Origin of the sequence: Rhizobium sp. CB3060 (assembly GCF_025200735.1) — a bacterium.
Lineage (GTDB): Bacteria > Pseudomonadota > Alphaproteobacteria > Rhizobiales > Rhizobiaceae > Rhizobium.
In genome coordinates this window covers 476,507-502,012 of record NZ_CP104160.1, presented here as the reverse complement: position 1 = coordinate 502,012, position 25,506 = coordinate 476,507, and the positions used below count along the sequence as shown (strand labels likewise).

Here is a 25,506-nt window from a genome sequence, read left to right as displayed (position 1 = left end):
GGCATAAGCCTGAAGCACCGCTTGCTGCTCCGCCGGCAGGGGCGGCAATACTTAACGGCGACAACGGGCAACACGCGTCTTTGGCCGGGTAGCCGGCTCTGCTTCCCTGGTCATAATGGCGACACGCATGGTGTCGACGGAGGCCTTTTCGGAGAGGTCGCAGTAACCGTGGAAGTACCGGATCGCCTCATCGATACGCAGCGCGAAGAACACTGACGTCACCCGGCCTATCAGGAATTCCCGCATCGCGAACAGCGAACCGCGGATCCAGAGCGGCGGCAGGAACTCGAACATGTAATCTGCTCGGCTCGGCGATCTCGAACCATTCGCCAGCGTAGCGGCGATGCGTCACCATCCCAACGATCCGGTCGCTGGGCATGGCGGTCGAACATGCGGAATATCTGCTGGCGGGTTGCGATGCCCTGAAACACCTTGCGGATTGAAGAGGTCATCTGCGGCTCCCTTGCGCGGTCCTCAGGCCGAAGCGCGGCGCAGTCCTCTCGACCCTGCCATCCTCTTCAGCCCTTCATGACCCTTTCCTGCCGCCGACATCGCGGCTGGCCGGGTCCAGGGCCGGCTCAAGCCGGGCGAAGCCTCCCTTGACGCGGCCGGCGCGCTTGCGGCACGCCTCTTCCTCTTTTCTTCCAGCCTCCCTGTTCCTGTTCTCATTCCGCTGCTTCACGCGAACCTTCAAAGCCTCGTTCCAATCCTCTCGCGGTGGGCGGAGCCGCATCCAGTCGCAGCCGGCCTCATTTGCAAGCGCCCGCAATCGCTCGGCAAACATGTCTCCTTGAGGGTTGGCGTCGGTGGCGGCGACAAGCTGAACGTCGCGACGTGAGGCAAGCGCCCCAAGGGCTGCGGTCGTGGTAGGAGACCAGCCGCCGCCTGTGCTGAGATAGAGTGTGCCATCACGCAACCCCTCGATTGCCGCCAGGCTCATGGCATCGATGGCAGCTTCCGTCACAGCCAGGCGCATTGAGGCGTCAGGGCCGAGGCGGAACAGGACCTTCGCTCCCCCGTTGGCAAATCCGCGATATTGCGGGCCGCGCGCCTCCCAGCCCGTAATGTCGCCGGCATGGTTCGTATGAGCGGCCCATAAGCTGCCCTGCGGGCCTTCGCGAAGGAGGTCGCGTTTGATCGCCGCGTGGAGCAGGGATGTCGGAAGGCAGCGATCGTCGTGCAGATAACGCCATGTCGACGAGCCTGGCCACGGGCGGCGGCGTGCCCGCCAGCGATCGGAAAGGGAAAGGTCAGATTTGTTGACGGGGCTTCGCGATTGCCATTCGGGTGCGGAGATTTCGAAGCCCACCAAACCCGCAACCTTTTCGACGGCCTCGAGAAAGTCACAGCGATCAAGGTGATCGACGAGCCCGAAGACATCGCCCTTCGCCTCGCTGAGCGGGTCGAACCATCCGCGCCCTTCATGCGTGACGATGATGATTCCAGCGCTGCGTCGAAACTTCACCGCGCGACGGGTGCTTTCCTTGGCGTCAATGGCAAATCCGGCCTGTTCCAGCACCGCGGCGCAGCTTACGGCATCGCGCAGCGCTTCTATCTCTCTTCTCTCCATTTTCCTTCCGATCGCGAAGCGATCGCCTCCTGCTCGTCAGTTCCAACCATCTGCCGCTTTCGCGGCCGCGAAGAGCAAAGGCCGCAAGGGCGCGGCTGGCAATTTGGTGAATCATGCAAGGTCCGCCGCGGCGAAGCCTCCCTTGCGGCCTGCCGCTCGCAAGCGGCACGCCGCCGCTATGCCGCCGGCTCAATGCCAAGGCGTGAATTCATGGACGATCTCAAGATCGTCATCGGCGTCGATTTCGTCGGACGGCAGGACGCCGTATTCGCCGTCGACGGAAAAGAGGGTGACGGGGACCATCAGGTCGCGAGAGAGCTGGAAAGCGTGGGACTGGGCGAGAGTGAGATCGTGCGACATGTGAGAGGCTCCTTCGGAGCGGGCCAATTCCCGCTCGATGGCTCCTCAGAAGGCCCGGGGCGGGGGGCGATCACCGCGACGCGAAGCGGAAGCGGCCGCAGCTTGCTAGCGGACCCCTTGCGGGTTGATCGTGGAAGATCCGGAACCGGGCCAGGACTCCATCAACAGAGAGCGGGATGGGACTGGTTAGGGAGTGCCTCACGCAACGACGCTCGGCTGCATCGACCAGGTTACGATCTGCCGCCTGCGATCGCGAATGCCGGGCGGGCTCATCGGCCGCCTGCCTGCGCGATGCCATCGTATCGACCGGCTTCTGGCATATTCGAACTCGGTTATCCCCTGATGAGAAGATTGAGATGGCCGACGATATGAGCATCGAAATTTCTTTGTTGGTAGAGCATGGCCGGGACAGGAGGCTAGCGACTTCTATGAGGCCGCTTTTGGTGCTCAACGGGTCAACTCTTGCAATGTGGATGCCGCTTTGGCGGGCTTTGCCATGCGCTCTGGCGCAATGCCCGTTGCAGTCGCTGGATCCAGTCCCCGGCGCGAGCAACACCCCTCTTACGGCGACCGCTTTTTCCCGAAAGTAGCGCCGGGGCAGTCAGCGCCATTTTCACGATTAACGTGAATGACATTGAGGAACCCGCCCGGCGCGGTGTGACTGCCGGCGCGATCGTCCGCAATGAGATAGAGCGGCCATTCTTGGTCGCCGCGTGGCCTCGATCTTCCATCCGTTCGGCCCCGTCTGGGCCCCGGTCGAACCCAGGGCAGAGCGCGTCTCGAAGCCGCCTAAGCGCTTTCCAAATCGGTCGCGTCGACCATCAGATTAGCGATCGAAACCTTCGATCAATGTTTATAAGTTGGCCGAGGTCATCTCGTCTTTCGGTACGCCCAAAGTTGTGCCGGCGGGATGTTGCGCATCATGAAAGCCAGATGACGGACCTCGTATCCGGCGGGAAGCGCGACGACTGGAGAGAGCAATCCATAGGTGATTTGGACGACGGGCCGCCCTGTCGGAATCCGTTCGAGAAGATCGAGGATCAGCGACAATCGCTTTGAAGGCGGCAAATGAAGGAGGGGCACCGCGGAGATGACGCAGTCGAACTTTGCACCTCGCTCAGCGCCCAGAACGAGATCCAGCGCAAACGCGTCTCCACATCGAACGTCGACCTCGGGAAAATCCTGCTGAAGATGCCGACAGAACTCGGGCGAATACTCGATAGACAAGAGCTCCTTGGGCCGAACGCCGCGCGCCAGGATCTGTTTGGTGATTACGCCGGTTCCCGGACCCAGTTCAAGGACAGGAAGGCCGGAGAAAGGATCGATAACGCTTGCCATCTTCTTTGCCGTCGCAACGGAAGTGGGCGTTATGGCGCCTACCGCTGTGCGGTCGCGTTTCCAGCCCTTCAGGAACTCGATCTCATCCTTGAACTTCAAGCCCATCCGCTTCCGCACGCCCATTTTGCCTCCCCTTTGACACCTGATCAGAATCACGGGAGCGACAAACACCGTCTAAATGCGACAAATGCAAGCCCGTGGCGGTATTTTCCGCGCGATTATCGCGTTTTGCTCATAAAAGAACTCGCGGCGAGCACAACTCACTAGCCAGCCACGCCCTTGGTGCCTCCATGGTGAAGAGTCCGCAATGGCTTGCCCACGACACGCTCCAATCCCATCGGGCAGGTTCTTAATGGTCGCTGATCTCCATATCCGCGTCAACGTCGGCAATGCTATCTTCAACGATCCTCCCAGTGGCAAACAACGAGATTAATGAGCGGGGTTGTTTTTTCACACTACAACGGTGCTGCAGTCCTGCAACGGCCCAGGGCCGGTCTTCTTACCGAGGCGCAGTTTCGCGGGCGCACTAGAATATCACTGTAGTTGCTAAAGACTTATCTAATAATCTGCGATAAGTTGCGGAGAGGCGGAATTTTAAGCAACCGTCGTGGGAGGGAAGATGAGTTCGATTGAAGAAAGTCTTCGTGCAATTGCGGAGCGCGTCAAGTCGCATTCCAGTACTATGGCGACGGAGGAAGCGGTGAAGACTGCGGTCGTTCTCCCGTTCCTGCGGGCTCTAGGCTACGACGTCTTTGACCCGTCAGAAGTCGTGCCGGAGTTCACCGCAGACGCAGTGGGGAAGAAGGGCGAGAAGGTTGACTATGCGATCAAGCTCGATAATCAGATCAGAATCCTGATCGAATGCAAACCGATTTCCGTGGCGTTGGAGCGCAAGCACCTCGACCAGCTCTATCGCTACTTCAGTGTCACCGATGCCAAGTTCGCGATCCTCACAAATGGCAGGACCTTCAATTTCTACACCGACCTTGAAGCGCCGAACAAGCTCGATGCTCGACCATTCCTCGTTTTCGACATCAGCGACGTCCAGTCGGGCATTTTATCCGAGCTGCGTAAGTTCGAGAAGGCCACTTTCGACGTCTCGAACATTTTGGCCACCGCAGAGCGTCTCAAGTACACTTCGGGTATAAAGCAGGTCATTTCTAAGCTTATTGAGGAGCCGAGCGAGGAATTCGTAAAGATGGTTTCGCACGATGTCTACGAGGGCAGGATAACGGCTCCCGTACGGGAACTGCTGACAGGCGTCGTCCGAACCGCCTTTCGCGAAGTGATCATGGATACGGTGAAGAGCCGGTTGTCGAACGCTCTTGCGGAGACGCAGGAGGTCATCGAGAATATTGATGCCCCCGTCGCCGAAGACCCTGAGGTCATAACGACCGAAGAGGAAGTAGAAGGCTACATGATAATAAAAGCGATCGTTCGCGAAACCATCAGCGCCAAGCGCGTGGTCATGCGAGACGCTAAGTCCTACTGCGCAATACTCATCGACAACAACAATCGCAAACCGCTGGCGCGACTCCACTTCAACAGGGCAGTCAAGTACATCGGGCTCTTCGACGGGGAAAACGAAGAGCGCTTAATCGTCGATACGCTCGACCAAATCTACGAATACACCGACCGGCTGAGGGCGACGGCCCAAAAGTATGCCGCTGAAGCTGCTAAGGTAGCAGCGGAATAACGGGGCAATACGGCGGGCCGAGGGATTGAACATTAATTGCGCAAACCTCGGCCCGCTAGGTCGTCTTAAATGCCGGCTACCAGGACTCTCGAAAGGCTAGGCTGGCGGCGGCAGCCAGTCGACCGGTCACAGTTGACGAGCGCTAACGCCGTTGCCTACAGGAGCTTGCTCTCTAGGATGGCGGAGTAGCCCAAAATCACCAATGCCGATGAGACCTTTCGAATAGTGACTTTATTACCCGGCAGTACGGATCGGGAGGCTCCGGATTCAAACCGGCATAATTCGAAAGAAATACCAGTCTTGCCATATTCTCGGGAGTTCCATTACAGTTAAAGCACACAGTGATCCTTGACCCCGATCGGCCTGGCAACGAACCAATCGATTCGTCACATCTCCAAAAGCGAGCGACACACGAAATTGTCGTCGAGGGTGCGGCGCATCGGGCGAGGAGCCATACCCCTAACATTTCAATTGACCCCCATTTTTGTTTGGCATGGCATTTGTATGACATCAGCCGTGCTGGGACGAGTGGCGGTGAAACCGCAAGCGGCACGAAAAGCCTCCTCTGACAATCTGCTCGCAAATCTAGGGACGCGACCAAAGCCATTGCTGCAAAGGGGTATGACTGTATGAGCGCAAAGATTTTTCTGGATTGGAAGAAGACCAAGTTTCGTAGCCTAGTTAAACGAATTGTCACGGCAAGTTTCAGCCTGCTGCTGCTGACCGGGGTGGCCCAAACCCAAGCGCTGCCAAGACTGAAGATTGATCGCAACGCCATCTCGGTGTCGGGCCTATCATCGGGAGCATTCATGGCCTCGCAGTTGCAGGTCGCGTATTCATCAAGTTTCATGGGAGCAGGCATTGTCGCTGGTGGACCTTATTTTTGCGCTATGGGCAATCTCAGCTATACGGGTATCTGCATGGGCCAAGTGCCGCGCGTTCCTCCCAATCCTGCGATGTTGTTCGCTGCAGCGGAAATGTCTTCGAGGATCGGCACCATCGACCCACTTTCCAACCTTGAATCGAAGAAGATTTACATTTTCAGCGGTACTGCCGATACGATTGTCAAGCAAAGTGCCGTCGATGCTGGCGTCCAGTTTTTCAAATTGGCCCGTGTTCCTGATTCAAACCTCGCCTATGTCAGCAATTACCCTGCCGGTCACTCGTTCGTTTCAAAGGTCTTCGGGAATTTGTGCCCGGCCAACGCAACGCCGTACATCAACGAATGTCCGAACGATTCTCCAAATATTGCCAACGACAACAATTACGACCAGGCTGGCGCGATTTTGCAGTTCATCTATGGCAACCTTCACCAGCCGGCGGCCAAACCAACTGGGAAGTTGAGGACGTTCGACCAGAAACTCTACGGGGCCGCCAACCCGGTGTCGAGCATGGCGGATGTGGGGCATGTCTTTATCCCCGACAGCTGTGCCAGGCCTGGAGCCACCTGCAAACTGCATGTCTCCATCCATGGCTGCCGCCAATCGCAGCAATCGATCGGAGACGATTGGTATACCAAGCTTTATCTGAATAACTGGGCGGATACCAACGATATCGTAGTGCTGTATCCGCAAGTCAATAAGTCACTCCGCAGGCCGTATAATCCCCGGGGTTGTTGGGACTGGTGGGGCTTTACAGGTAGCAACTATGCGATCAAGGGTGCCGTCCAAATGGACGCCATTATGAAGATGATCGCTGCTCTGGGCGCCTCCTGACGGCGAAGCGCCAAGACACATTTGTCGCGATGGCGACATCCGTTCTCCTTGAGTGGACCGAGTGTTGTCGCACGCGGGCACCATAACCGACTTGCGCCCTGGGGCCGAGCGTAACCTTGACCACATTGACGAGAATTCGACGCCCTACGGCATCTTCTCCCGAGCGTCGGAAAGGAATTTCACTTCAGATTACCATCGTGCGAGAGATCGAACGCGGCGACCTTTGTGCGCATGGACAGAGAGGTTTTTATAGGTTTTTACGCAGCATCCGAATGAAAATGGCGCGCCAACTGCAATCCATTCGACATCGCGTCAACCTATCTCAGTTTTGATTTTTGCAGATTCGAAAAGATGGTGACATTCTTAAGCACTCGAGCTTGTAGAATGCTAAGTATTTGAGTTTCCAACATTATTTTGCGTCCCCCCCTCTCGAAAAGTCTTGCCAGCCCTCTTGACGCTGTCTCGCTAGATACCCATTTCGACTGTCGTCGACGCCAAAAAGGGTCGGCTGAGTCAGAGGGCGCGGAGCTTCTTGGCGGCCCCTCGTATCTATGTTGCTCAGTGGAGGATGTAGCTATGAGAACAAACCTCGACGTTACCCCTTTCAACGTTACCCCTTTCAATAGGTCAAGCATCGGCTTCGACCGCATGGTCGGTCTTCTCGAAAATGCCAGCCTTAACGCTGACAACTGGCCGCCTTTCAACATCCTAAAACTCGGCGAGGACGCGTATCGCATCGCGGTCGCAGTGGCAGGTTTTGCCGAAAACGAACTGACGATTATCCACGAGGCGAACATGCTTGTGGTGAACGGCGCGAAGTCGGAGAGCGACGAAGCACTGAATCTGCATCAGGGCCTTCCCGCAAAGTCGTTTGTGCGCAGATTTGAGCTGGCTGATCACGTAATCGTCGAAGGCGCAAAGCTCGAAAACGAGCTGCTGCTCATCAATCTCAAGAAGGAAATACCTGAGGAGATGAAGCCGCGTCGGATTGCCATCCAAGCCGAGACTGCGAAAGCGGCTTCAAAGCAGACTGTAGGCGCCAAAGCGGGCTAGCGTGATGCGCACCTGCTTACCTCGGCTGTTACCGAACAGCCAAGGACGTCATCGCACGAACAGGAGGAAAAAACCGAAGAAAGGATCATAGTCATGAGTATACGTGGCCTGATCCCATGAAGCCGTGGCAATAGCAAAGTTCCGAACGTCTATCGTGGCGACGACATGGATCCGTTCCTGTCGCTTCACCGCAATGTCAAGCGTCTGTTCGACGAAGTCTTCCGCGGTTTCGATCCGCCATCGTTGTATGGTGGCACATCGCCGATTGGCCGCACGTGGAGATAAAGGAGAATGACGACGAAATCCGCGTGACAGCGGAATTCCAGGCATCAATCCAGAGGATATCGAGTTGCTGCTGGAAGACGGCGTGCTTACGCTTCGCGGTAAACCAAGTCCGAAACCAAAGACAAGGATCGCCGGTCAGCGAGCGTTATTGCGGACGCTTCGAACGGCAGCTGGCTTTGGGTCGCCAGGTGATGAGAGTAAGGTCGCCGCAACGTTCAAAAACGGTCTTCTTGCCGTGATGCTGCCGAAGACCGAGAAGGAGCAAGCCAACGTCAAGCGGATAGCTATCGACAACACCGAATAGTACCGACCACTGCAAGCTCGCCGGGTACAAACGTACCCGATGAGCTTCGGCAACGGCGTGGCTGTCTTACGGCCGCGATCGAAAATTCACTAGGCGCTGCGCTGTAGTCGTAGCGCGGATGGGCCTCTAATGGGCAAGCAGAGGTGGAGCGGGGAAGTCCAATACATTGCTCGTATAGCTTTCGACCAGTGCACTAAACGGAGTACCGTCCTGAAGCTTCAGCACTGCATGATGTTCGAGAAGAAAGGGCGGTAGTATAAGATATCCCGTTGCGGGTGTTGGTAGCTCCTTTTGCACGTCCCATCCTTCTGGAAGAGGGGACCACAGCAAGTTGGAAGATAGATTTGTGCGGGTGAAATTGAGAGATTGGACGGCTCTGCCAAAGGCGACGTCGCTCGTATTCAACGCTTTATTCATGTCTATTGTTAGCCTCCCCGGAACATACCAATTGTCGGCCTCAGAAAGGACGCGATTGCCGCAAACGAGACGGACATGTCGGTAGGCGATGGGCTCGTTAGGGCCGACCGCCAGAAGTTCTCGGATGCGGCCATCGACGGGCTTGTCTTGCCCACGTACCCGCTGTGCAACGATCTTAGAACCTTGTGGAGCGAGATTGTGTCCGGCACACCAGCGATCGAGCGTCAATGTGGCGCTAGCATTACTCAGGAGATTTGCATTCAAGGTCTGGAGAATCGCAAGTGCTTCGATCCGGGCCGTTGGTGTGTTTGGCCATTGGACCGTGGTGAACGGTTCCTGCGCCGATATGTTATGCGCGGCCAGCATAATCGCAGCAACAGGTGCAAATGCGATAACCCGTATAAACTTCCAACAGCAAATTGACACGAAAAGTTATCCTTTTGGCGAGTTTGATGAGTGGTCGATATCGATATTTATGGCTAGGTAGGCTTTCCCACAAGAACGCTCGACGGGAACTATTCTAGAAGGCTGCGTGAGCGGACCTTCCGTCCCACGTTCGGGGTTTCCGTAGATTTCTGGCACCAATGATGGCTGCTGACCGCATCATGACGGATGTTACTCCTGCCTCGGGAAACCCGCCGGTTTATGTCTGAGGCGGCACCCATCATGCCGGATTGAAAACCCACGCGCCAATCCAGGACGTAAATGGGTGTGATCCAAAGAATCGATTTTCCCAATAAGTCGAGTGCCGTTAGAAAGCGCTGAATTTGACTTAGCGCGACACCACGACGGTTTTGCGACGGAGTTCTGACGAAATGAAAGCTGTCATGGCGAGTGATTGTAGCTTGTCGCACTCCAGACTGACGGACTACGTGAGTGCGTTGTGGCCGAAAACGCGGAGAATGTATGTGCGGGATTGTGGGTATTGTCGGCCATCGTCCGGTTTCGGACCGTCTGATAGACGCATTGAGACGCCTTGAATATCGTGGCTACGATTCGGCAGGCGTCGCGACGATCGACGGTGGAACGCTCCATCGCCGGCGCTGTGAGGGCAAGCTCCTCAATCTTGAGGCAAAGCTGAAAGAACAGCCTCTGGCGGGCACAATCGGCATTGCCCATACGCGCTGGGCAACCCATGGCGCGCCGACGGAACGCAATGCCCACCCACACTTTAGCGACGGTATTGCCGTCGTCCACAATGGGATAATCGAGAATTTCGCCGAATTGAAAGATGAGCTGACCGCGGCCGGCGCCGAGTTCCAAACCGACACCGACATGGAGGCCATCGCGCATCTCGTGGCAAGACTTCGCCAGGACGACATGGGTTGGCGCGAAGCTATGCATGCGATGCTGAAGCGCGTCCGAGGCGCTTACGCGCTGGCTCTGCTCTTCGAGGAGGACCCTTCGACTATCATGGCTGCCCGCAATGGTCCGCCGCTCGCGATCGGTTACGGAAGCGGCGAGATGTTCCTCGGGTCGGACCCGATTGCGCTGGCGCCCTTCACCAACGAGATCACTTACCCGATCGACGGCGATTGGGCGGTCATCGACAAGACTGGCGTCCGTATCTTCGATATCGACGGCAAGGTCACTACGCGGCCCCGGCAGATCTCGGTGGCGGCGGCCCATATGATCGACAAGGGCAACTATCGCCATTTCATGGAGAAGGAAATTTACGACCAGCCGGAGGTCATCTCCGATACCCTCAGCCATTACATCAACTTCAGCGACAATCGGGTGGTCGCGGTTTGGCGCGACACCGTCTTAGCCAACGTACAAAGCTTGGCGATCTCCGCCTGCGGCACTGCGTACCTGGCCGGGCTGGTCGGCAAATACTGGTTCGAGCACTACGCTCGTCTGCCGGTCGAAGTCGATGTCGCGTCGGAATTTCGGTACCGCGAAATCCCGTTCTCGCCACAGGTGGCAGCTCTCTTTATCTCACAATCGGGCGAGACGGCCGATACCCTTGCTTGCCTACGCTGTTGCAAGGAGCACGGCCTGAAGACCGGTGCAGTCGTCAACGCGCCCGAATCGACGATAGCACGGGACTCAGACACCGTGTTCCCGATCTTCGCCGGACCGGAGATCGGCGTTGCGTCCACGAAGGCCTTTACCTGCCAACTCGCCGTTTTAGCTGCGCTCGCGGTTGCCGCCGGCAGGGCGCGTGGCACCCTTACGGAAAAGGAGGAGAAGACACTGGTCGGCTGCCTTGCCGAGATGCCGCGCGTCATGCGACAGGTGCTCGACAGCATCCAACCCAGCATCGAACTTCTGTCGCGTGAATTGGCAAAGTGCCGCGCTGTGCTCTATCTTGGCCGAGGCACCAGCTTCCCTCTGGCCATGGAAGGCGCCCTGAAGCTAAAGGAGATTTCCTATATTCACGCGCAAGGTTATGCTGCCGGCGAACTGAAACACGGTCCGATTGCTCTCATCGACGAGAACATGCCGGTTATCGTGATCGCACCGCACGACCGCTTTTTCGATAGGACCGTTTCCAACATGCAGGAGGTTGCGGCCCGCGGCGGACGGATCATCTTGATCACCGATGAGAAGGGCGCTAGCGCCTTGAAGCTCGACACGATGGAAACAATCGTTCTTCCAAATGTGGACGAGATCATTGCGCCGATGATCTTCTCGCTGCCGATCCAATTGCTCGCCTATCATACCGCCGTGTTTGTGGGCACTGACGTCGATCAGCCGCGCAACCTGGCAAAATCAGTCACCGTCGAATAGGCCGTCGTTTCCGTAAGGGACGAATGCCAGAGTTTAGATGACTTATAACTGCTAAGCATTTGGAGATCGACATGCCGCAAACGAAGATAATTGGCTTCTCGGGCAACATAACACGACCGTCCACGACGCGCACATTCGTCGACCATATCGTCGGGCAACTGGCAATCAAAACGCGAGCGGTGGCGCAGTCCTTCGATGTCGATGATCTTGGACCTTCACTGTTGAAAGCCAAACGGTTAGACGACCTCAACGCTCAAGCGCGCGGCGTCGTAGACCAGATGCTGGAGGCAGACGTCCTGGTCGTAGGCTCACCCACCTACAAGGGGAGTTACACCGGCCTATTCAAGCACTATTTCGATTTGCTCGACCCAACATCGCTGAGGGGCAAGCCTATCATCATCGCTGCAACGGGCGGGGGCGAGCGTCATTCGCTTGTCGTCGAACATCAGTTGCGCCCTCTGTTCGGGTTCTTTGAAGCTCTTGCGATGCCGACCGCGATCTATGCCACCCGTAAGGACTTCGCCCACGGGGAGGTGATTTCCGAGGCCATCCGCATGCGTGTAGGCCGGGCTGTCGAGGAAGCAGCCTACGCAATAGGATGAACAGACGCAGCAAACGTCGGCGCACCAGGCTCTATTGTCCCACGCGTACCTTACGAGGCGATTTAGCGGTATTCAACGCCTCGCAGATAACTTTGACCCTGTGTTTCCCTGCTCCAATCGGCTGCTTTGACGAGCGTGTTCAATCCCGGCTGTATCCAGCAACTGATTGGCGATCTGTGACGGTGTCGCCGACAAGAACCTGCTGCCTTGGATCGAGGAATAACCTGACATTACAGGTGTTTCAAAGATGTTTCGACCAGTTGCGTTTTGTCACCTTCGAGAACGTCAGGCATTTCAACTTTGCTCCACAGCCGACAATTTTAACGCCACAGTCAAGCGCGGACACCCGTGAACTGCGAGGAATTGCTATTTGAGAAAGCCGTTTATTCTACTCGCCGCCGTTCTTTTTTGTGCAGCACTCCAGTTTCCCTTCGCCAACAGCATGGCTGAACAGGCCGCCGCGCCCGCTCTCACCGTCTCTCTGACAGCGCCGGCAAAACGGGACTGGCCGGAAACCGTTCCCGCGAGCGGCTGGCTGAAACCGTGGCAGGAAGCGATCATCGCCTCCGAGACGAGCGGCCTGCGCATCACTGACGTCCTGGTCGATGTCGGGTCCGTGGTCACGAAGGGGCAGACGCTGGCCCGGCTTTCGCAGGAGAGCGTGCTGGCAGACCTTCGCAAGCAGGAGGCGGCTGTCGTGACCGCCAAGGCAAATCTGACGAAGGCCAAGGCGAATGCGGATCGGGCGCGGCAGCTCAGCTCTTCCGGGGCTCTCTCCGACGAGAAAATCACTGAATATTTCGCCGACGAGCAGACGGCGACGGCAAGCCTGGCATCCGAGGAAGCCGCGCTCGACAGCGAAAAGATCAAGCTCGGGCAGACGACCATCACCGCCGTCGATGATGGCCTCATAACCTCGCGTTCCGCCAACCTCGGCGCCGTCGTCTCAACCGGCACCGAGCTGTTTCGCATGGTCCGTCAGCAGCGTGTCGAATGGCAGGCCGAAGTATCGGCGCGCTATCTGCCGCGGATTTCCGAAGGCTTGAGCGTTGCGATCAACGGGCCGGACGGGCATGCCATCGAAGGCAAGGTAAGGCTTGTCGGGCCTTCGGTCAGTACCGACACGAGCCGGACAATCGTCTACGTCGCGCTTCCAGCCGATGCCCGTCCGCGCACCGGCCTTTACGTCACGGGCAACATCGAATTGCAGACCACGCCGGCCCTGACCGTGCCCGAAACGGCGATCGTGTTCCGGGACGGCATCAGCTACGTCTTCGCGGCAGGCGAGGACAACCGGGTGCGCAGGGTTCGGGTGGAAACCGGCCGTCGCAACAATGGCGAGGTGGAAATCATCTCCGGCGCAGATGCCTCGTCGAAGGTCGTGACCTCGGGCGGAGCCTTTCTGTCGGACAATGACTTCGTGAAGATTGCGGAGAAAAACTGATGAATTTTTCCGCCTTCTCGATCCGCAATCCCATACCAGCGATACTGCTGTTTGTGATGTTTGGATTTGGGGGGCTTTGGGCATTCAAACAGTTGGCGGTTCAGTACTTTCCGGATATGGACCTTCCGACTATCAGCGTCACCGCCACGCTCGATGGTGCTGCGCCGACGCAGCTCGAGACGGAGGTTGCCCGCACCATCGAGGATAGTCTCACCTCCTTGAGCCATCTCGACCATATCACCACGATGATCACCGATGGCACCGTCTCGATCAAGGTTTCCTTCAAGCTGGAGAAAGACAGCGAAGCCGCCCTCAACGAGGTTCGCAATGCCGTCGACAGCGTCAAGGCCGACCTGCCGGCACAGATGGCGACCCCGAGCGTTACGAAGGCCACCGTCCAGAGCTCCGCACTGGTCACCTATGCCGTGCGCTCGACCGCTCTCAACGAGACCGAACTGTCCTGGTTTGTCGACAATGATCTGACCAAGGCGCTGCTGTCGGTGCCGGGCGTGGGCCAGGTCAATCGCATCGGCGGGATCGATCGCGAGGTGCATGTCGATCTCGATCCGTCGACGATGGCGTCGTTCGGTGTTACCGCCGCGACCGTATCGGCGCAGTTGAAGGCCGTGCAAGCTGACACGTCCGGCGGCCTCGGCGAGATCGGCGGCACACGTCAGACATTGCGCACGCTCGGCGCCGTAGAGTCGGTCGATGCCCTGAGGGAGCTCACTATACCCCTCGCAAACGGGCAGCGGGCCCGGCTCGACGATGTCGCATCCGTCAGCGACAGCTTCGCGGAGCGCTCCTCGATGGCCTATCTCGATGGCAAGCCGGTGATCGCGGTCGAAATCAAGCGTTCGAACGGGTTTTCCGACAGCAGTGTTTCGGCTGACGTTGACACGGCAATGAAAAAGTTCGCAGCGGCGCATCCGAATGTGCAGATCCATGCAGTCTACAGCATGATCGGGTCAATTCTCGGCAATTATGACGGTTCGATGCACATGCTGTATGAGGGCGCGATCCTGGCGATCGTGGTCGTCTGGCTCTTCCTTCGGGACTGGCGCGCAACGATCCTCTCGGCCGTGGCGCTGCCCTTGTCGGTCATCCCGACCTTCCTGGTCATCTATCTCGCCGGCTTCAGCCTGAACGTCGTCACCTTGCTGGCACTGTCGCTGGTAGTCGGAATTCTGGTCGACGATGCCATCGTCGAAATTGAAAACATTGCCCGCCACCTGCAGATGGGCAAGCGGCCGATCGATGCCGCGATGGAGGCTGCCAACGAAATCGGCCTTGCGGTCATCGCCACCACCTTCACGCTGGTGGCCGTCTTCCTGCCGACGGCATTCATGAGCGGCATACCGGGCCTCCTGTTCCGTCAGTTCGGCATCACCGCCGCTGTTGCCGTCGTTGCCTCGCTTGTCGTTGCCCGTCTGCTCACCCCAATGATGGCCGCCTATTTCATGAAGGCCCATCCGTCGGAGCAGAAGGATGGCCGCATCATGCGCGTCTATATGGCCGTCGCGAAGGCTGCCCTCGATCACAGGAAGACCACGGTGGCCATGACCGCCGTCGTCGTTGCGCTTTCGCTTTCCGTTATCCCCCTCTTGAGAACGGGATATCTGCCCGCCGCTGACGACTCGCGGACGCAGATCACGCTCACCCTGCAGCCCGGCGCCACTGTCGAGCAAACCGATGCCGCAACCAGGAGGGCCGCAGATATTCTCAGTGAGGTTCCCGACGTGACGCATGTGTTTGCGGCTGTCGGCTCGGCATCCTCGGGCGGTGGGGCGAAGATCGCCAGGAGCGGTGTCGGGTCTGCCGCGATCGTCGTCGTGCTGACGCCCATTGATGAGCGCGACCGCAAGCAATCGGAAATCGAAAACGATATCCGGCAGGCGCTCTCCGTCCTCCCCGGCGTGCGTGTGGCGGTCGGTATCGGCAACGGCACCAAGCTCGATATCACCCTTGCCAGCGACGACGCCAATGCGCTCGACAGCGCAAGCACGGCGTTGGAGGAGCAACTGCGCACGCTGCAGGGCATCGGCGCGGTCACATCGACAGCGGCCAGGCAGGCGCCGGAAATTCAGATCACGCCCGATTTTGCCCGCGCCGCAGCGCTTGGCGTGACGTCGAATGCGATCGCCAGCGCCGTGCGCGTGGCGACGAACGGAGAATATTCTTCCGATCTGCCGAAGCTCAACCTGCCGCAGCGGCAAATCCCGATCGTCGTCCGCTTCTCGCCTGAGACGCGCAGCAATCTCGACGACATCAAGAACATGCGCGTCGCCGGCACCAACGGCAATGTCGATCTCGGATCGATCGCCGATATCCGTATCGGCGGCAGTCCTTCGGAGATCGACCGCATCGATCGCATGCGCAATGTCACCGTTTCCGTCGAACTCAACGGCCGCATCCTGGGCGACGTCAACCGCGAGGCGAAGGCACTGCCGGCGCTCCAGCACCTGCCGCCGGGCGTCACGCTGGTGGAACACGGCGAGCTTCAGCGCAGCTCGGAGCTGTTCCAGAGCTTTGCCCTCGCAATGGCGATCGGCGTCTTCTGCATCTATGCGGTGCTCGTCCTGCTGTTCCACGATTTCCTGCAGCCGTTGACACTTCTGATGGCCCTGCCGCTCTCGCTCGGCGGTGCGCTGGTGCCGCTTGTGGTAACCGGCACCAGTTTCTCGATGCCCGCCGTCATCGGCCTTCTCATGCTCATGGGCGTGGTGACGAAGAACTCCATTCTGCTCATCGAATATGCGATCATGTCGCGTCGCCAAGGCATGTCCCGGTTCGATGCGCTCGTCGATGCCTGCCACAAGCGGGCGCGGCCGATCGTCATGACCACCATTGCCATGGCCTCGGGCATGCTGCCGGCTGCGCTCAGCCTGATGGGCGGAGATTCAAGTTTCCGGCAGCCAATGGCGATTGTGGTGATTGGTGGCGTGATGATGTCGACGCTGCTCAGCCTCATCGTCATCCCGGTCATCTTCACCTTCGTCGATGACCTGCAAAATTTGCTCAAATCGTTCAGTCGCCGAGCGCTTCGACGCCACGCGACCTGCGGTCGAGAGACGGAATTCGGTTTGCCACGCGTGCTCGGCGGCGATACGGGGAAAATCCCTAGCGATGACTCCATCTCAGCATAAAGTCATCGAACCCACAATCGGGACTGCAGGCGTTTTTTGACATACGCTTTTCGTTGTCGATCAAATCACCGAATTCCAAAAACAGCTCCTTTGTTTGTAACGATTTCCTGCGCGCGCCTCTACTGCCCACGGGGCGAAGTCGCTACGCTGCTGATTTCCACAGTTTCCATGTTTTCTCCCTGATTTGTTGGAGGAGATGCCTTATACCGATTTGCCAGACAATGTAGTCTCGAGAGTTCGTTCTGAGATAACGTCGGGGATTGAGTGACGCAGCAGTTCGATTTATTTGTTTCAAATGAGACACCTTCCGCGAAGGCAACTGCTTCATTGCCTGCAAAGCGCCAGTCGTCAGCTGCTTTGAGTGAGGACGATATGGTGCAGCAACTCCAGGCGACCGGCCGATATCGCATCCTCAAAAAGCTTGAACCGCGTGCCGTCGCAACGGAGGCGCGTCCGGGATTCCCGTTGAAGGGCGTTATTCTTGATACAGAAACAACTGGCCTCAACCATCGCAGGGATGAGATAATCGAGATCGGCACTGTTGCGTTCAGCTTTGATGAAGCGGGCAATTTCGGCGACGTCATCGGCGTCTATGGCGCCCTGCGGCAGCCGAGCACACCAATCCCAGAAGAGATCACGCGTCTGACCGGCATCACCGACGAAATGGTGGCCGGCCAGATCATCAATCTTCAGCAACTCCGCTCGCTTGTCGAAGGAGCCGACCTCATCATCGCTCACAATGCTGGCTTCGATCGGCCCTTCTGCGAAGCCTTTTCACCCATATTCGCCGGCAAAGCCTGGGCGTGCTCGGTCTCGGAAATCGATTGGGCGTCACGTGGCTTCGAAGGAACCAAGCTTGGATATTTGATCGGACAGGCAGGCTATTTTCATGAGGGGCATCGGGCAGTGGATGACTGTTTTGCGTTGCTCGAAGTTCTCGCAGAAGATTGCGTCGGCCACGGGCAAACGCCGTTCGCCGAACTATATCAAGCGAGCCAGCGCTGTCGTGTCCGCATCTACGCGGAAAACAGTCCGTTCGACATGAAGGATCACCTGAAGGCGCGCGGCTACCGTTGGTCGGATGGTAGTGATGGGCGCCCGAAATGTTGGTGGATCGAGATTGCAGAAGATGGTCTCGATGACGAGCTTCGCTATCTGCGCTCGGAAATCTATCGCTGGGATGACGCTGATCCACCGATGAGACGCCTCACCTCATTTGACCGTTTCAGGGCGTGACGACGGCTGGTGTGGCGTTGTATTGCAGGCTCTGCAAGTTCGAATCCCATCTGAGGCGCGTTACGAGAGTACCAAATGCCGGAAAGACCGTGAGCAAGCGAAGCTCACATTACGTCGGTCTTGAGCGGCTTCAACGTGCGCTCATCACCGGTGAGATCAGTGATGGTCCGGCATAAGACAGACAAATTCACATTGATCCAGGCTCATGAAATGGCGGTGCGAAGGATGTTAATAGACAATGGCTGATCGGTCGCAGACGGCAAGCGAGAGCCTCTTTCATCGCAACCTCACACGGCCGTGGTAAAATGCTCGGATTAAGGCTGGAGCGGAAGTTGTCCAGGGGCAACTTCCGCCGAGTTTCAATATCAGCAACACCAAACCGAAGAAAAAACGATGTCTGAACTCGTAGTGCTCGGCTTTGACAACTCCGACCAGGCGGACGTTGTCCTCAATCGCCTCATTCAGCTCCAAAAGGAATATCTAGTCGATCTCGAAGACTCCGTGGTTGCGATCCGCGACGCTTCGGGCAAGGTTCGTCTCAAGCAGAGCGTTAATCTGGCGGCCGCCGGCGCCGCGAGTGGCGGGTTGTCAGGTGCCATCTGGGGATCGCTTGTCGGCCTTTTGTTCCTCAATCCCCTTGCGGGCATGGTTATCGGCGGTGCCTTCGGGGCAGGTTCCGGCGCTTTGGCAGGCTCGATGACGGACTACGGCATCGACGACGACCTCATCAAGCGACTTGCCGACACCATCCCCGTAAACAGCTCGGCGCTCTTTTTGCTGATCCGGAAGGTTCAGCCCGAGAAGGTTCTACAGGACTTCCAGGGTGAACATGCGCGGATATTAAGAACGTCGCTCTCGCCCGAGCAGGAGGAGCGTCTGCGCAGCGCGCTTGCTTCCGAATCGTCCGCCGCGGCGCCGCCGACAGGAGCATGACGAAGAATAAGAGGCCGGTGGGAAAACAAATCGACTTGCGCCACGAACCTGGTCTTCAAAGGCGGCGCCGCGACGTTCTGACTTACTTCGCGGTCTCAAAGTCGGACCCTTCTGAACCACACAGGCCCCCAATTCTGACGCTTCGTTATTGCCTAGTTTTTTGAACCACGCCTGACGGTATGAACAAGGATTGTCCAGCCGTCAGTCGACCGACTTTTAGCCATCGAGCTCGTATTCCGGGGTTGAGGCTGAAACGTCGGCCGGCAATTTGTCGACGAGATCCCGAGGCTGAAGGGCGAGCCCGTGGCACCCTCTCGCGCGAAGGAAAAAAGCGCAGCTTTCGAGACGTCGCCCTCAAAGGCGGTTTGACGATCACGGACCGTAATTTCGGCAACTTCGATAAACATCAGGCAGCCCCACCGTAGTGACCGTGCTCGGCATCGATTGGCCTTTCCTCTCCGGTTACCAACATCGTGCGGGTCGCATCAATCGAAGCGTATATCCAGAAAATGCGCATCGGCTGGCTATCCGAGGCGTTGATGAAGCGGTGTGGCACGTTGGCGGGAATCCATGTGGTGTCGTTCGCGGCAAGCCGGTGCTGGACGCCGTTGATTTCTGCTATGGCGTCGCCATCCAGGACCATCACGCTTTCCTCACAATTATGCTTGTGGAGCCCGATCGAAGCGCCTGGATCGAAAGCCGTGATACCATTGATCATGCTCGTCGAGCCGCACTTGCGGGTGACCAACGGCGTAGTCTTCGCTCCGCCGCCACGGTCATTTGTCTTCATTTCTTTTGGACGAAGTATCACCGCCTCAGCCATCTCGTTTCCTCCTGCTTAGGCTTTAGTCGGGCCGACCCAGACCGTTTTGATGTTCACGAATTCCCGGATGCCATAGACACCAAGCTCGCGGCCGTATCCCGACCGCTTAATGCCCCCAAAGGGGTAGCGGGGGTCCGATGCCACCATTCCATTGATGAAAACTGCTCCGGCCTCGATTTTGCGAGCAAGCTGCTTTGCCCTTTCGGTGTCGCGTGACCAAAGGGCGGATCCGAGACCAAACTCCGTTTGATTTGCCAACCGAATGGCTTCGTCGGCATCCTTGGCTCGAATGATAGCGGCGACGGGGCCGAAGGTTTCCTCGCAGAACGCCACCATATCTGGCGAGACATTGTCGAGAACGGTCGGCGGATAGTAGAAGCCATCGCCTTCAATGGGTTTACCCCCTGCACGCACGTTAGCCCCGGCAGCAACGGTCTTCTCGACCTGCGCATGGAGAGCCGCAAGCAGGTTTGCTCGCGCCATTGGACCGATGTTCGTGTCGCGCTCGGTGGGATCGCCGATCTTGAGCTTGGCGACGCCTTCGCAGAACAGCTCAACGAAGCGCTCTGCCACGGGCTCCTCGACGATGAAGCGCTTTGCATTCACACACGACTGACCAACGTTGATATAGCGGGCCTGGACGGCCACGGCAGCAGCTTGCTCCAGGTCTGCGTCGGCAAGCACAATAAAAGGATCCGAACCGCCAAGCTCCAGAACCTGTTTCTTCAGGGCCTTGCCCGCTTGCCCGGCTACGATGGCACCAACCTCGGTGGATCCGGTGAGCGTGACGGCGGCAATCCGGTCATCAGATATCAATCCGGCGACCTTCGACGCATCGATGAGGAGGGTCCGGAATAGGCCGTCCAGGCAACCTGCCTTCCGCATGATGTCCTCAACGGCGAGGGCGCACTCCGGAACGTTGTTGGCGTGTTTGAGGATCGCGCCATTGCCAGCAGCTAGCGCCGGTGCCGCGAATCGGAAGAACTGCCAAAACGGATAGTTCCAGGGCATAATCGCAAGGACCACACCCAACGGAGCAAACGCCACTACGCTCTCGGTGGCATTGGAGGCGACAGGCTCGTCAGCAAGATACTGTACAGCGTGCTCAGCATAGAAATCGCAATTGTACGCACATTTTTCGATTTCAGCCTCTGCCTCCGCGATAGGCTTGCCCATTTCGCGGGTTATCATCTTGGCATATGTCGACTTGCCTTGGCGAAGGACAGCCGCCATTCGCGTCAGGAGGCCTACACGTTCGCTGATCGGAACCTCACGCCATTTTCGCTGAGCATTATCGGCCGCAGTCAGCGCGGCGTCTATGTATTCATCGGTATGCAACTCGTAGGTTGCAATCTCTTTTCCGGTCGCTGGATTGATCGAGGTGAGCACGTTTGCCTCCCTGGGCTTGCTTGACTGTAAGACATGAGACTGCGAGGTGATGTCCCTGGTCATGCTGCGGCTCTTACAGACCGACCGTGCTCGCATATAGCTGAGAACTGTTTTGCATCGAGGCTTGCGCCACCTACCAGCAGTCCGCCCACTTCAGCGATTGCTAGAATCTCCGCTGCATTCGATGGCTGGACTGACCCTCCATAAAGGACACGAATTTGCTGGCCACTGTCGCCCCAATGCGCCAGAAGCTCTGACCGGATATGCCGGTGCACGTGAGCGATTTCATCCAGGGTCGGAGTGACACAGGTTCCGGTAACCCACGTCGGTTCATAGGCGATAACGATCTGGTCGATAGAGGAAACGCGCGGAACGGAATAGGTCAGTTGGCTGGACAGAACCGCGAGGGTTTTGCCTTCTGCCTTTTCCTGACCGCTTTCGCCGATGCAGATGAGGGCCGTGAGACCGACCTCTATCGCCTGAATCGCCTTTTGGCGAACCAGATCGTCACCCTCAGCGTGACGCAGACGGCGCTCCGAGTGGCCAATCATGACGAATCTTGCTCCCGCGTCTTTCAACATTTCGGCAGATATCTCGCCGGTGAACGCTCCCGATCTTTCAGAGCTACAGTCCTGGCCGCCCAACTGCAGTTTCGTGTCCTTGATCACAATCGATGAGACTGCCAGCAGCGTTGCAGGCAAAAACATGACGACTTCGACGTCACCGTCCATGCGCTCACAAGAACGGGCAGTCTCTTCAAGAACAGCCAAGGAGCTGTTCAGGCCATTCATTTTCCAATTGCCTGCGATGAGATAGGGACCAGTCATCGCTTCTCCTGTCGTACAAGTTCCTGATTTTCTCAGTATGCGCCGAATACGGCTCTCAGCTCGGCCACGTTTTCTTCGGTCAGCATCCGCGTTGGTGCGCCACGTAGGAGCACGAGAAGCTTTGACGTCTCCTCAAGTTCTTCTGCCGCATAGACAGCTGATCCGATATCCTTGCCGGTCACCACGGGTCCATGGTTTGCCAGCAAGACTGCCGCATAACGTCCTTTTAGTTCACGGATCAGATCACCGGCCTTCTCGTCCCCCGGTCGCACATAACGAACGAGTTTCACCTGGCCAACCCGCATCACCACGTAAGGGGTCAACGGAGGAATGCAGTCGTCCGGATCGACATCTGTCAGGCATGAGAGAGCGGTCGCGAAGGTCGAATGCAGATGCACAACGGCCCCGGTCTGCGGTCGTGTCTCATAGAATGCGTGATGTAGGAATATTTCCTTGGAAGGCTTATCCCCGGAAAGATGCCGACCATCTCGGCCAAGCTTGCTGATCCGAGCGGGATCAAGAAAACCCAATGATGAATTCGTTGGTGTCATGAGGATGCCGTCATCCACGGCGGCACTGATGTTTCCCGCCGTACCGACTGAGTACCCTCGTTCGAAAAGCGACCGTGACAGGCGCACGATTTCCTCGCGAACTGTGGATTCATTGCTCATGTGATGTCAGCCTGTTCAATGCTTTCCTGAAGAAATCCTGCGCACCGAAGTTTCCAGACTTCAGCGCGAGAGCTATCGGCTTGTCACCGAGCGACAGGAGGACTGGTACGCCAGGGTCGATTTCCTGGCCGATGGTGAGCGCACCAAGATCAAGGGCGGAGACTACGGCTCCCGAGGTCTCGCCGCCTGCGACCACCAATCTGGTTACACCAGCAGCCACGAGTTTCTGCGCAGTCTCGGCGAATAACCCGTCAAGCTTATGTGCGACTTCATCGCGGCCGTACTTATCCTGCATCCGGCGAACGTCTTCAGGAGTTCCGGAAGAGTAGGCAAGTGGTGCTTTTCCGTGATTTGCCTGGATGAACTTGACGATATCGTCGGCAGTCGTCTCACCGCTCATGACCTTGTCTACATCAATAGGCAGCGTCGGATGGCTCGCCTTATGAAGGTCAATCTGGCCCCGGGTCGCACCAGAGCAGCTTCCGGCAAGAATGGCTTCCGGCCCCGTCGTACCGATGGAGTTGCCGTGGGATCCTTTCGCCAATCCGCGTCGAATGAAGTTGGCGGGCAGGCCGATTGCGATGCCGGAGCCTCCGGTCACCAACTTATGGTCGGCAATTGCGGCGCCGATGATCGCCAGCTCGTCGTCCGATGTGGCGTCGACGATGACCATGGTGCCTTCAGCGTTAGCGAGCGCTTCTTTTATCGCAGCTTCGCCTTGCCTGACCACTGGGGTAGGCACCAGACCAACCGGGGTCTTCGTCTGATAGCCGAGCCAACGCCGAATGTCGGAATCCGTCATTGGCGTCAGCGGGTGGTTTTGCATGCCAGACTCATTGAGCGGACGGTCATTGACAAACAGATGTCCCATGTAGACGGTACGACCCGCTCCGGGGAATGCAGGGCAAACGACGACACCTCTAGCGCCTAGCGCCTCCGCGAGTGCTTCACCAACCGGACCAATGTTGCCCTCTTTCGTTGAATCGAATGTCGAGCAGTATTTGAACACGATCTGCTGACATCCCTGTGCAAGCAGCCAGTCTAAGGCGGCAAGCGATTGTTGGACGGCGTTAGCTACCGGAATGGACCTGCTCTTCAAGGCTACAACGCCAGCTTCGACCTCTTGCGGAGCAGCTGCTGAAGGTACCCCCAGGAATTGCGCCGTTCTTAGACCTCCGTGGGAAGGCAAGCCTTTGGCGATAGTATTGGCTATGTCGCTTGCGCCCGTGAAGTCGTCTGCGATTACCCCGAGTAACATTGTGCGCTTCCTTCCCGCGATCTTCAAAAGCCGTAAAGCGTGGCCGCATTATCAACAAAAATCTTCTGGCGGGTCCCGTCATCGCCCGCCCACTCCGCGCAAAGGTCCATCAGTGTCGCATCGTTGGGCTTGCCGAATTTTCCAGGAGAAGGATGGGGCCAATCGGACCCCCACAGCACCCGCTCGGGCGCAATCTTAAGGTAAGCCCGAGCGACCGCTCCCATGTCTTCGTATGTCGGTGGCCCGACAACCGTGTCTTGGTAGATGCTTGATAGCTTCGTGTAGGCCTTTCCCTGTTCGAGCAGAGCGCTGATCACGGCAAATGCCGGGTGCTTGATGCCATCGGGCTGGGGAATTCGCCCAAGGTGATCAAAGACGACGGTCAAGGGAAGACGTGCGAACAGATCGGCATTCTTGGCTATGTCGTTGCCGGACATGTGAACCTGGATATGCCAGCCGAGGTCGGCTACCCGCTTGGACAGCGGCTCGATCATCTCGACCGTCGTTGCACCAGCCCTTCCTAGATTGAAACGGATGCCCCGTATCCCAGCGGCGTTCAATTCCTTGAGCTGCTCATCGGTTACCGATGTATCGACGACGGCAATCCCTCGGCCACGCGATTCCAGAATTTTAAGGGATTCCAGCAGGCAGGAGTTGTCGGTCCCGTATGTCGACGGCTGCACAATCACGCTGCGCTCGAATCCCAATCGAGAGCGGAGCTTTTCATAATCTGCAATAAGGGCATTCGGAGGTATCAGGCTTGCGTTTGGCGCAGCCGGAAAACGATTGTCATAGATATGGAAATGGGCGTCGCATGTATGAGCAGGCGCTTTGAACTTCGGATTGTTGTCCCCGGATGAATAAGGAACCGTGTCGGCGCTATTTGCAGCCGTTGAACAAGCAACGGCAGCAGCTCCAAGGGCGCCCACCATGAAATCCCGTCTCGTCAATTGCATATGCGTTACTCCTCCTATTTTTCCGCTCGCGTTGCCCTACCGGAGCAACTTCTTCAACTTCACGACCGCAGCGTCTGGGCTGCTGAAAACTGGGATAGAGGTGACTTCGCGGACTGGCGAAAGAGCGCGAGCGGTTGAAAAGTGCGCAAGCATGATTGCGTCGAAGTCACGGAGAGACGCGGCTGCTTCCTTCACAAGACGGTTGTGGGTCTCGGCATCGCCGCTTCTCACAGCCTCGATTGCCCCCTCGACAAGAAAACTTTGAATACTTGCCTCAGGGTTCAGCCGCTTTGCCTCTTCGTGAAATTCCTCCTCCATGCCCTCGCGAGCTGGAGGAAACGTGTAGAGCATCGCCGTTCGACCGCCTTGGTTGATAGCTGCTTCAAACATTGCTTGGTTGGGCTTCAGAACCGGAATGGGAAGCTTGGCGGCGGCCGCCTCAACTGCGGTACCGAAAGCTGAACAGGTAAAGAGGACAGCATCGCATTTCGCTTTCAAGGCATATTCTGCGAGACTGAATATCCGTTCCGCCAACTCCGGCGTGATTTCATCCGTCTTGGCTCGATCCGGTGAAAGGCTATCTTCAAGAAGATTGACAGTCTCCGCTTCCGGCCAGGCGGAGGCAAAGGAGGCCTTGATCGGCTCCATCGCGACGGGCGTCGCGTGGATCAGGGCAATACGGGGGGCGGACATTTTTGACCTCTGATGTGAACTATGAAGTCAGCGGCCGCCCGGGAGGAGGGCGGCCGC

21 protein-coding genes and 1 pseudogene are annotated in these 25,506 nt (G+C 57.6%); 10 read left to right on the top strand and 12 right to left on the bottom strand.

Annotated features, from left to right (window positions below):
- Nucleotides 1–63 precede the first annotated feature (63 nt).
- From N2601_RS31930 to pmtA, 4 genes and pseudogenes are all read right to left on the bottom strand, one after another.
- Nucleotides 64–452, bottom strand: a pseudogene (locus tag N2601_RS31930) (DUF1419 domain-containing protein); the annotation flags it as partial.
- 74 nt (nt 453–526) lie between these two features.
- Nucleotides 527–1,570, bottom strand: coding sequence for a DUF3991 and toprim domain-containing protein (locus tag N2601_RS31925; RefSeq protein ID WP_260305502.1), 1,044 nt, complete (start codon nt 1,568–1,570; stop codon nt 527–529).
- 189 nt (nt 1,571–1,759) lie between these two features.
- Nucleotides 1,760–1,930, bottom strand: a complete 171-nt coding sequence (locus N2601_RS31920) for a hypothetical protein (protein ID WP_260305501.1) — start codon at nt 1,928–1,930, stop codon at nt 1,760–1,762.
- Between the two features lie 870 nt (nt 1,931–2,800).
- The gene (gene pmtA, locus N2601_RS31915) at nt 2,801–3,391 is read right to left on the bottom strand and encodes a phospholipid N-methyltransferase PmtA (protein WP_260305499.1); all 591 of its coding nucleotides are present in this window, start codon (nt 3,389–3,391) and stop codon (nt 2,801–2,803) included.
- A 496-nt stretch (nt 3,392–3,887) separates the two neighbouring features.
- Here pmtA and N2601_RS31910 point away from each other — a divergent pair, with 496 nt between their 5' ends.
- The 4 genes from N2601_RS31910 to N2601_RS31895 all read left to right on the top strand — a co-directional run bounded on the left by N2601_RS31910 (nt 3,888) and on the right by N2601_RS31895 (nt 8,321).
- Nucleotides 3,888–4,964 (top strand): type I restriction endonuclease, encoded by a 1,077-nt coding sequence (locus tag N2601_RS31910; RefSeq protein ID WP_260305840.1) that lies wholly within the window; start codon nt 3,888–3,890, stop codon nt 4,962–4,964.
- Nucleotides 4,965–5,593: 629 nt separating this feature from the next.
- Complete coding sequence (locus tag N2601_RS31905; RefSeq protein WP_260305497.1) at nt 5,594–6,679, top strand: extracellular catalytic domain type 2 short-chain-length polyhydroxyalkanoate depolymerase; 1,086 nt, start codon at nt 5,594–5,596, stop codon at nt 6,677–6,679.
- Nucleotides 6,680–7,255: 576 nt separating this feature from the next.
- A complete protein-coding gene (locus N2601_RS31900; protein ID WP_260305496.1) occupies nt 7,256–7,732 on the top strand; it encodes an Hsp20 family protein in 477 nt (158 codons plus the stop codon).
- A gap of 349 nt (nt 7,733–8,081) precedes the next feature.
- Complete coding sequence (locus tag N2601_RS31895; RefSeq protein ID WP_260305493.1) at nt 8,082–8,321, top strand: Hsp20 family protein; 240 nt, start codon at nt 8,082–8,084, stop codon at nt 8,319–8,321.
- A 126-nt stretch (nt 8,322–8,447) separates the two neighbouring features.
- Here the strand turns inward: N2601_RS31895 and N2601_RS31890 are convergent, their stop codons facing one another.
- Nucleotides 8,448–9,164, bottom strand: a complete 717-nt coding sequence (locus N2601_RS31890) for a hypothetical protein (protein ID WP_260305490.1) — start codon at nt 9,162–9,164, stop codon at nt 8,448–8,450.
- Between the two features lie 480 nt (nt 9,165–9,644).
- Here N2601_RS31890 and glmS point away from each other — a divergent pair, with 480 nt between their 5' ends.
- The 6 genes from glmS to N2601_RS31860 all read left to right on the top strand — a co-directional run bounded on the left by glmS (nt 9,645) and on the right by N2601_RS31860 (nt 18,832).
- Nucleotides 9,645–11,471 (top strand): glutamine--fructose-6-phosphate transaminase (isomerizing), encoded by a 1,827-nt coding sequence (gene glmS / locus N2601_RS31885; protein WP_260305489.1) that lies wholly within the window; start codon nt 9,645–9,647, stop codon nt 11,469–11,471.
- A gap of 71 nt (nt 11,472–11,542) precedes the next feature.
- The gene (gene msuE, locus N2601_RS31880; RefSeq protein WP_260305488.1) at nt 11,543–12,073 is read left to right on the top strand and encodes an FMN reductase; all 531 of its coding nucleotides are present in this window, start codon (nt 11,543–11,545) and stop codon (nt 12,071–12,073) included.
- Between the two features lie 370 nt (nt 12,074–12,443).
- On the top strand, nt 12,444–13,517 hold the full coding sequence (locus N2601_RS31875; RefSeq protein ID WP_260305487.1) for an efflux RND transporter periplasmic adaptor subunit: 1,074 nt from the start codon (nt 12,444–12,446) through the stop codon (nt 13,515–13,517).
- Nucleotides 13,517–16,663 (top strand): efflux RND transporter permease subunit, encoded by a 3,147-nt coding sequence (locus N2601_RS31870; protein WP_260305486.1) that lies wholly within the window; start codon nt 13,517–13,519, stop codon nt 16,661–16,663. Before N2601_RS31875 ends, N2601_RS31870 begins: the two co-directional genes overlap by 1 nt.
- A 264-nt stretch (nt 16,664–16,927) precedes the next feature.
- A complete protein-coding gene (locus N2601_RS31865; protein WP_260305485.1) occupies nt 16,928–17,899 on the top strand; it encodes a 3'-5' exonuclease in 972 nt (323 codons plus the stop codon).
- 393 nt (nt 17,900–18,292) lie between these two features.
- A complete protein-coding gene (locus tag N2601_RS31860; protein ID WP_260305484.1) occupies nt 18,293–18,832 on the top strand; it encodes a DUF1269 domain-containing protein in 540 nt (179 codons plus the stop codon).
- Nucleotides 18,833–19,238: 406 nt separating this feature from the next.
- Here N2601_RS31860 and N2601_RS31855 read toward each other — a convergent pair whose 3' ends face one another.
- From N2601_RS31855 to N2601_RS31825, 7 genes are read right to left on the bottom strand one after another with little or no spacing between them, the layout of a single operon-like run.
- The gene (locus N2601_RS31855) at nt 19,239–19,655 is read right to left on the bottom strand and encodes a cupin domain-containing protein (protein WP_260305483.1); all 417 of its coding nucleotides are present in this window, start codon (nt 19,653–19,655) and stop codon (nt 19,239–19,241) included.
- 15 nt (nt 19,656–19,670) lie between these two features.
- Complete coding sequence (locus N2601_RS31850; protein ID WP_260305839.1) at nt 19,671–21,044, bottom strand: NAD-dependent succinate-semialdehyde dehydrogenase; 1,374 nt, start codon at nt 21,042–21,044, stop codon at nt 19,671–19,673.
- A 59-nt stretch (nt 21,045–21,103) separates the two neighbouring features.
- Nucleotides 21,104–21,871, bottom strand: a complete 768-nt coding sequence (tpiA, locus tag N2601_RS31845) for a triose-phosphate isomerase (protein WP_260305482.1) — start codon at nt 21,869–21,871, stop codon at nt 21,104–21,106.
- Nucleotides 21,872–21,903: 32 nt separating this feature from the next.
- Entirely contained in the window at nt 21,904–22,542 is a 639-nt protein-coding gene (otnC, locus tag N2601_RS31840) for a 3-oxo-tetronate 4-phosphate decarboxylase (protein ID WP_260305481.1), read from the bottom strand.
- Nucleotides 22,532–23,800: a 3-oxo-tetronate kinase gene (otnK, locus tag N2601_RS31835; RefSeq protein WP_260305838.1), complete on the bottom strand. Its 1,269-nt coding sequence runs from the start codon at nt 23,798–23,800 to the stop codon at nt 22,532–22,534. The genes otnC and otnK overlap by 11 nt, the downstream gene beginning before the upstream one ends.
- Nucleotides 23,801–23,823: 23 nt before the next feature.
- On the bottom strand, nt 23,824–24,756 hold the full coding sequence (locus N2601_RS31830; protein WP_260305480.1) for an amidohydrolase family protein: 933 nt from the start codon (nt 24,754–24,756) through the stop codon (nt 23,824–23,826).
- 36 nt (nt 24,757–24,792) lie between these two features.
- A complete protein-coding gene (locus N2601_RS31825) occupies nt 24,793–25,404 on the bottom strand; it encodes an aspartate/glutamate racemase family protein (protein ID WP_245464039.1) in 612 nt (203 codons plus the stop codon).
- Between the last annotated feature and the right edge of the window lie 102 nt (nt 25,405–25,506).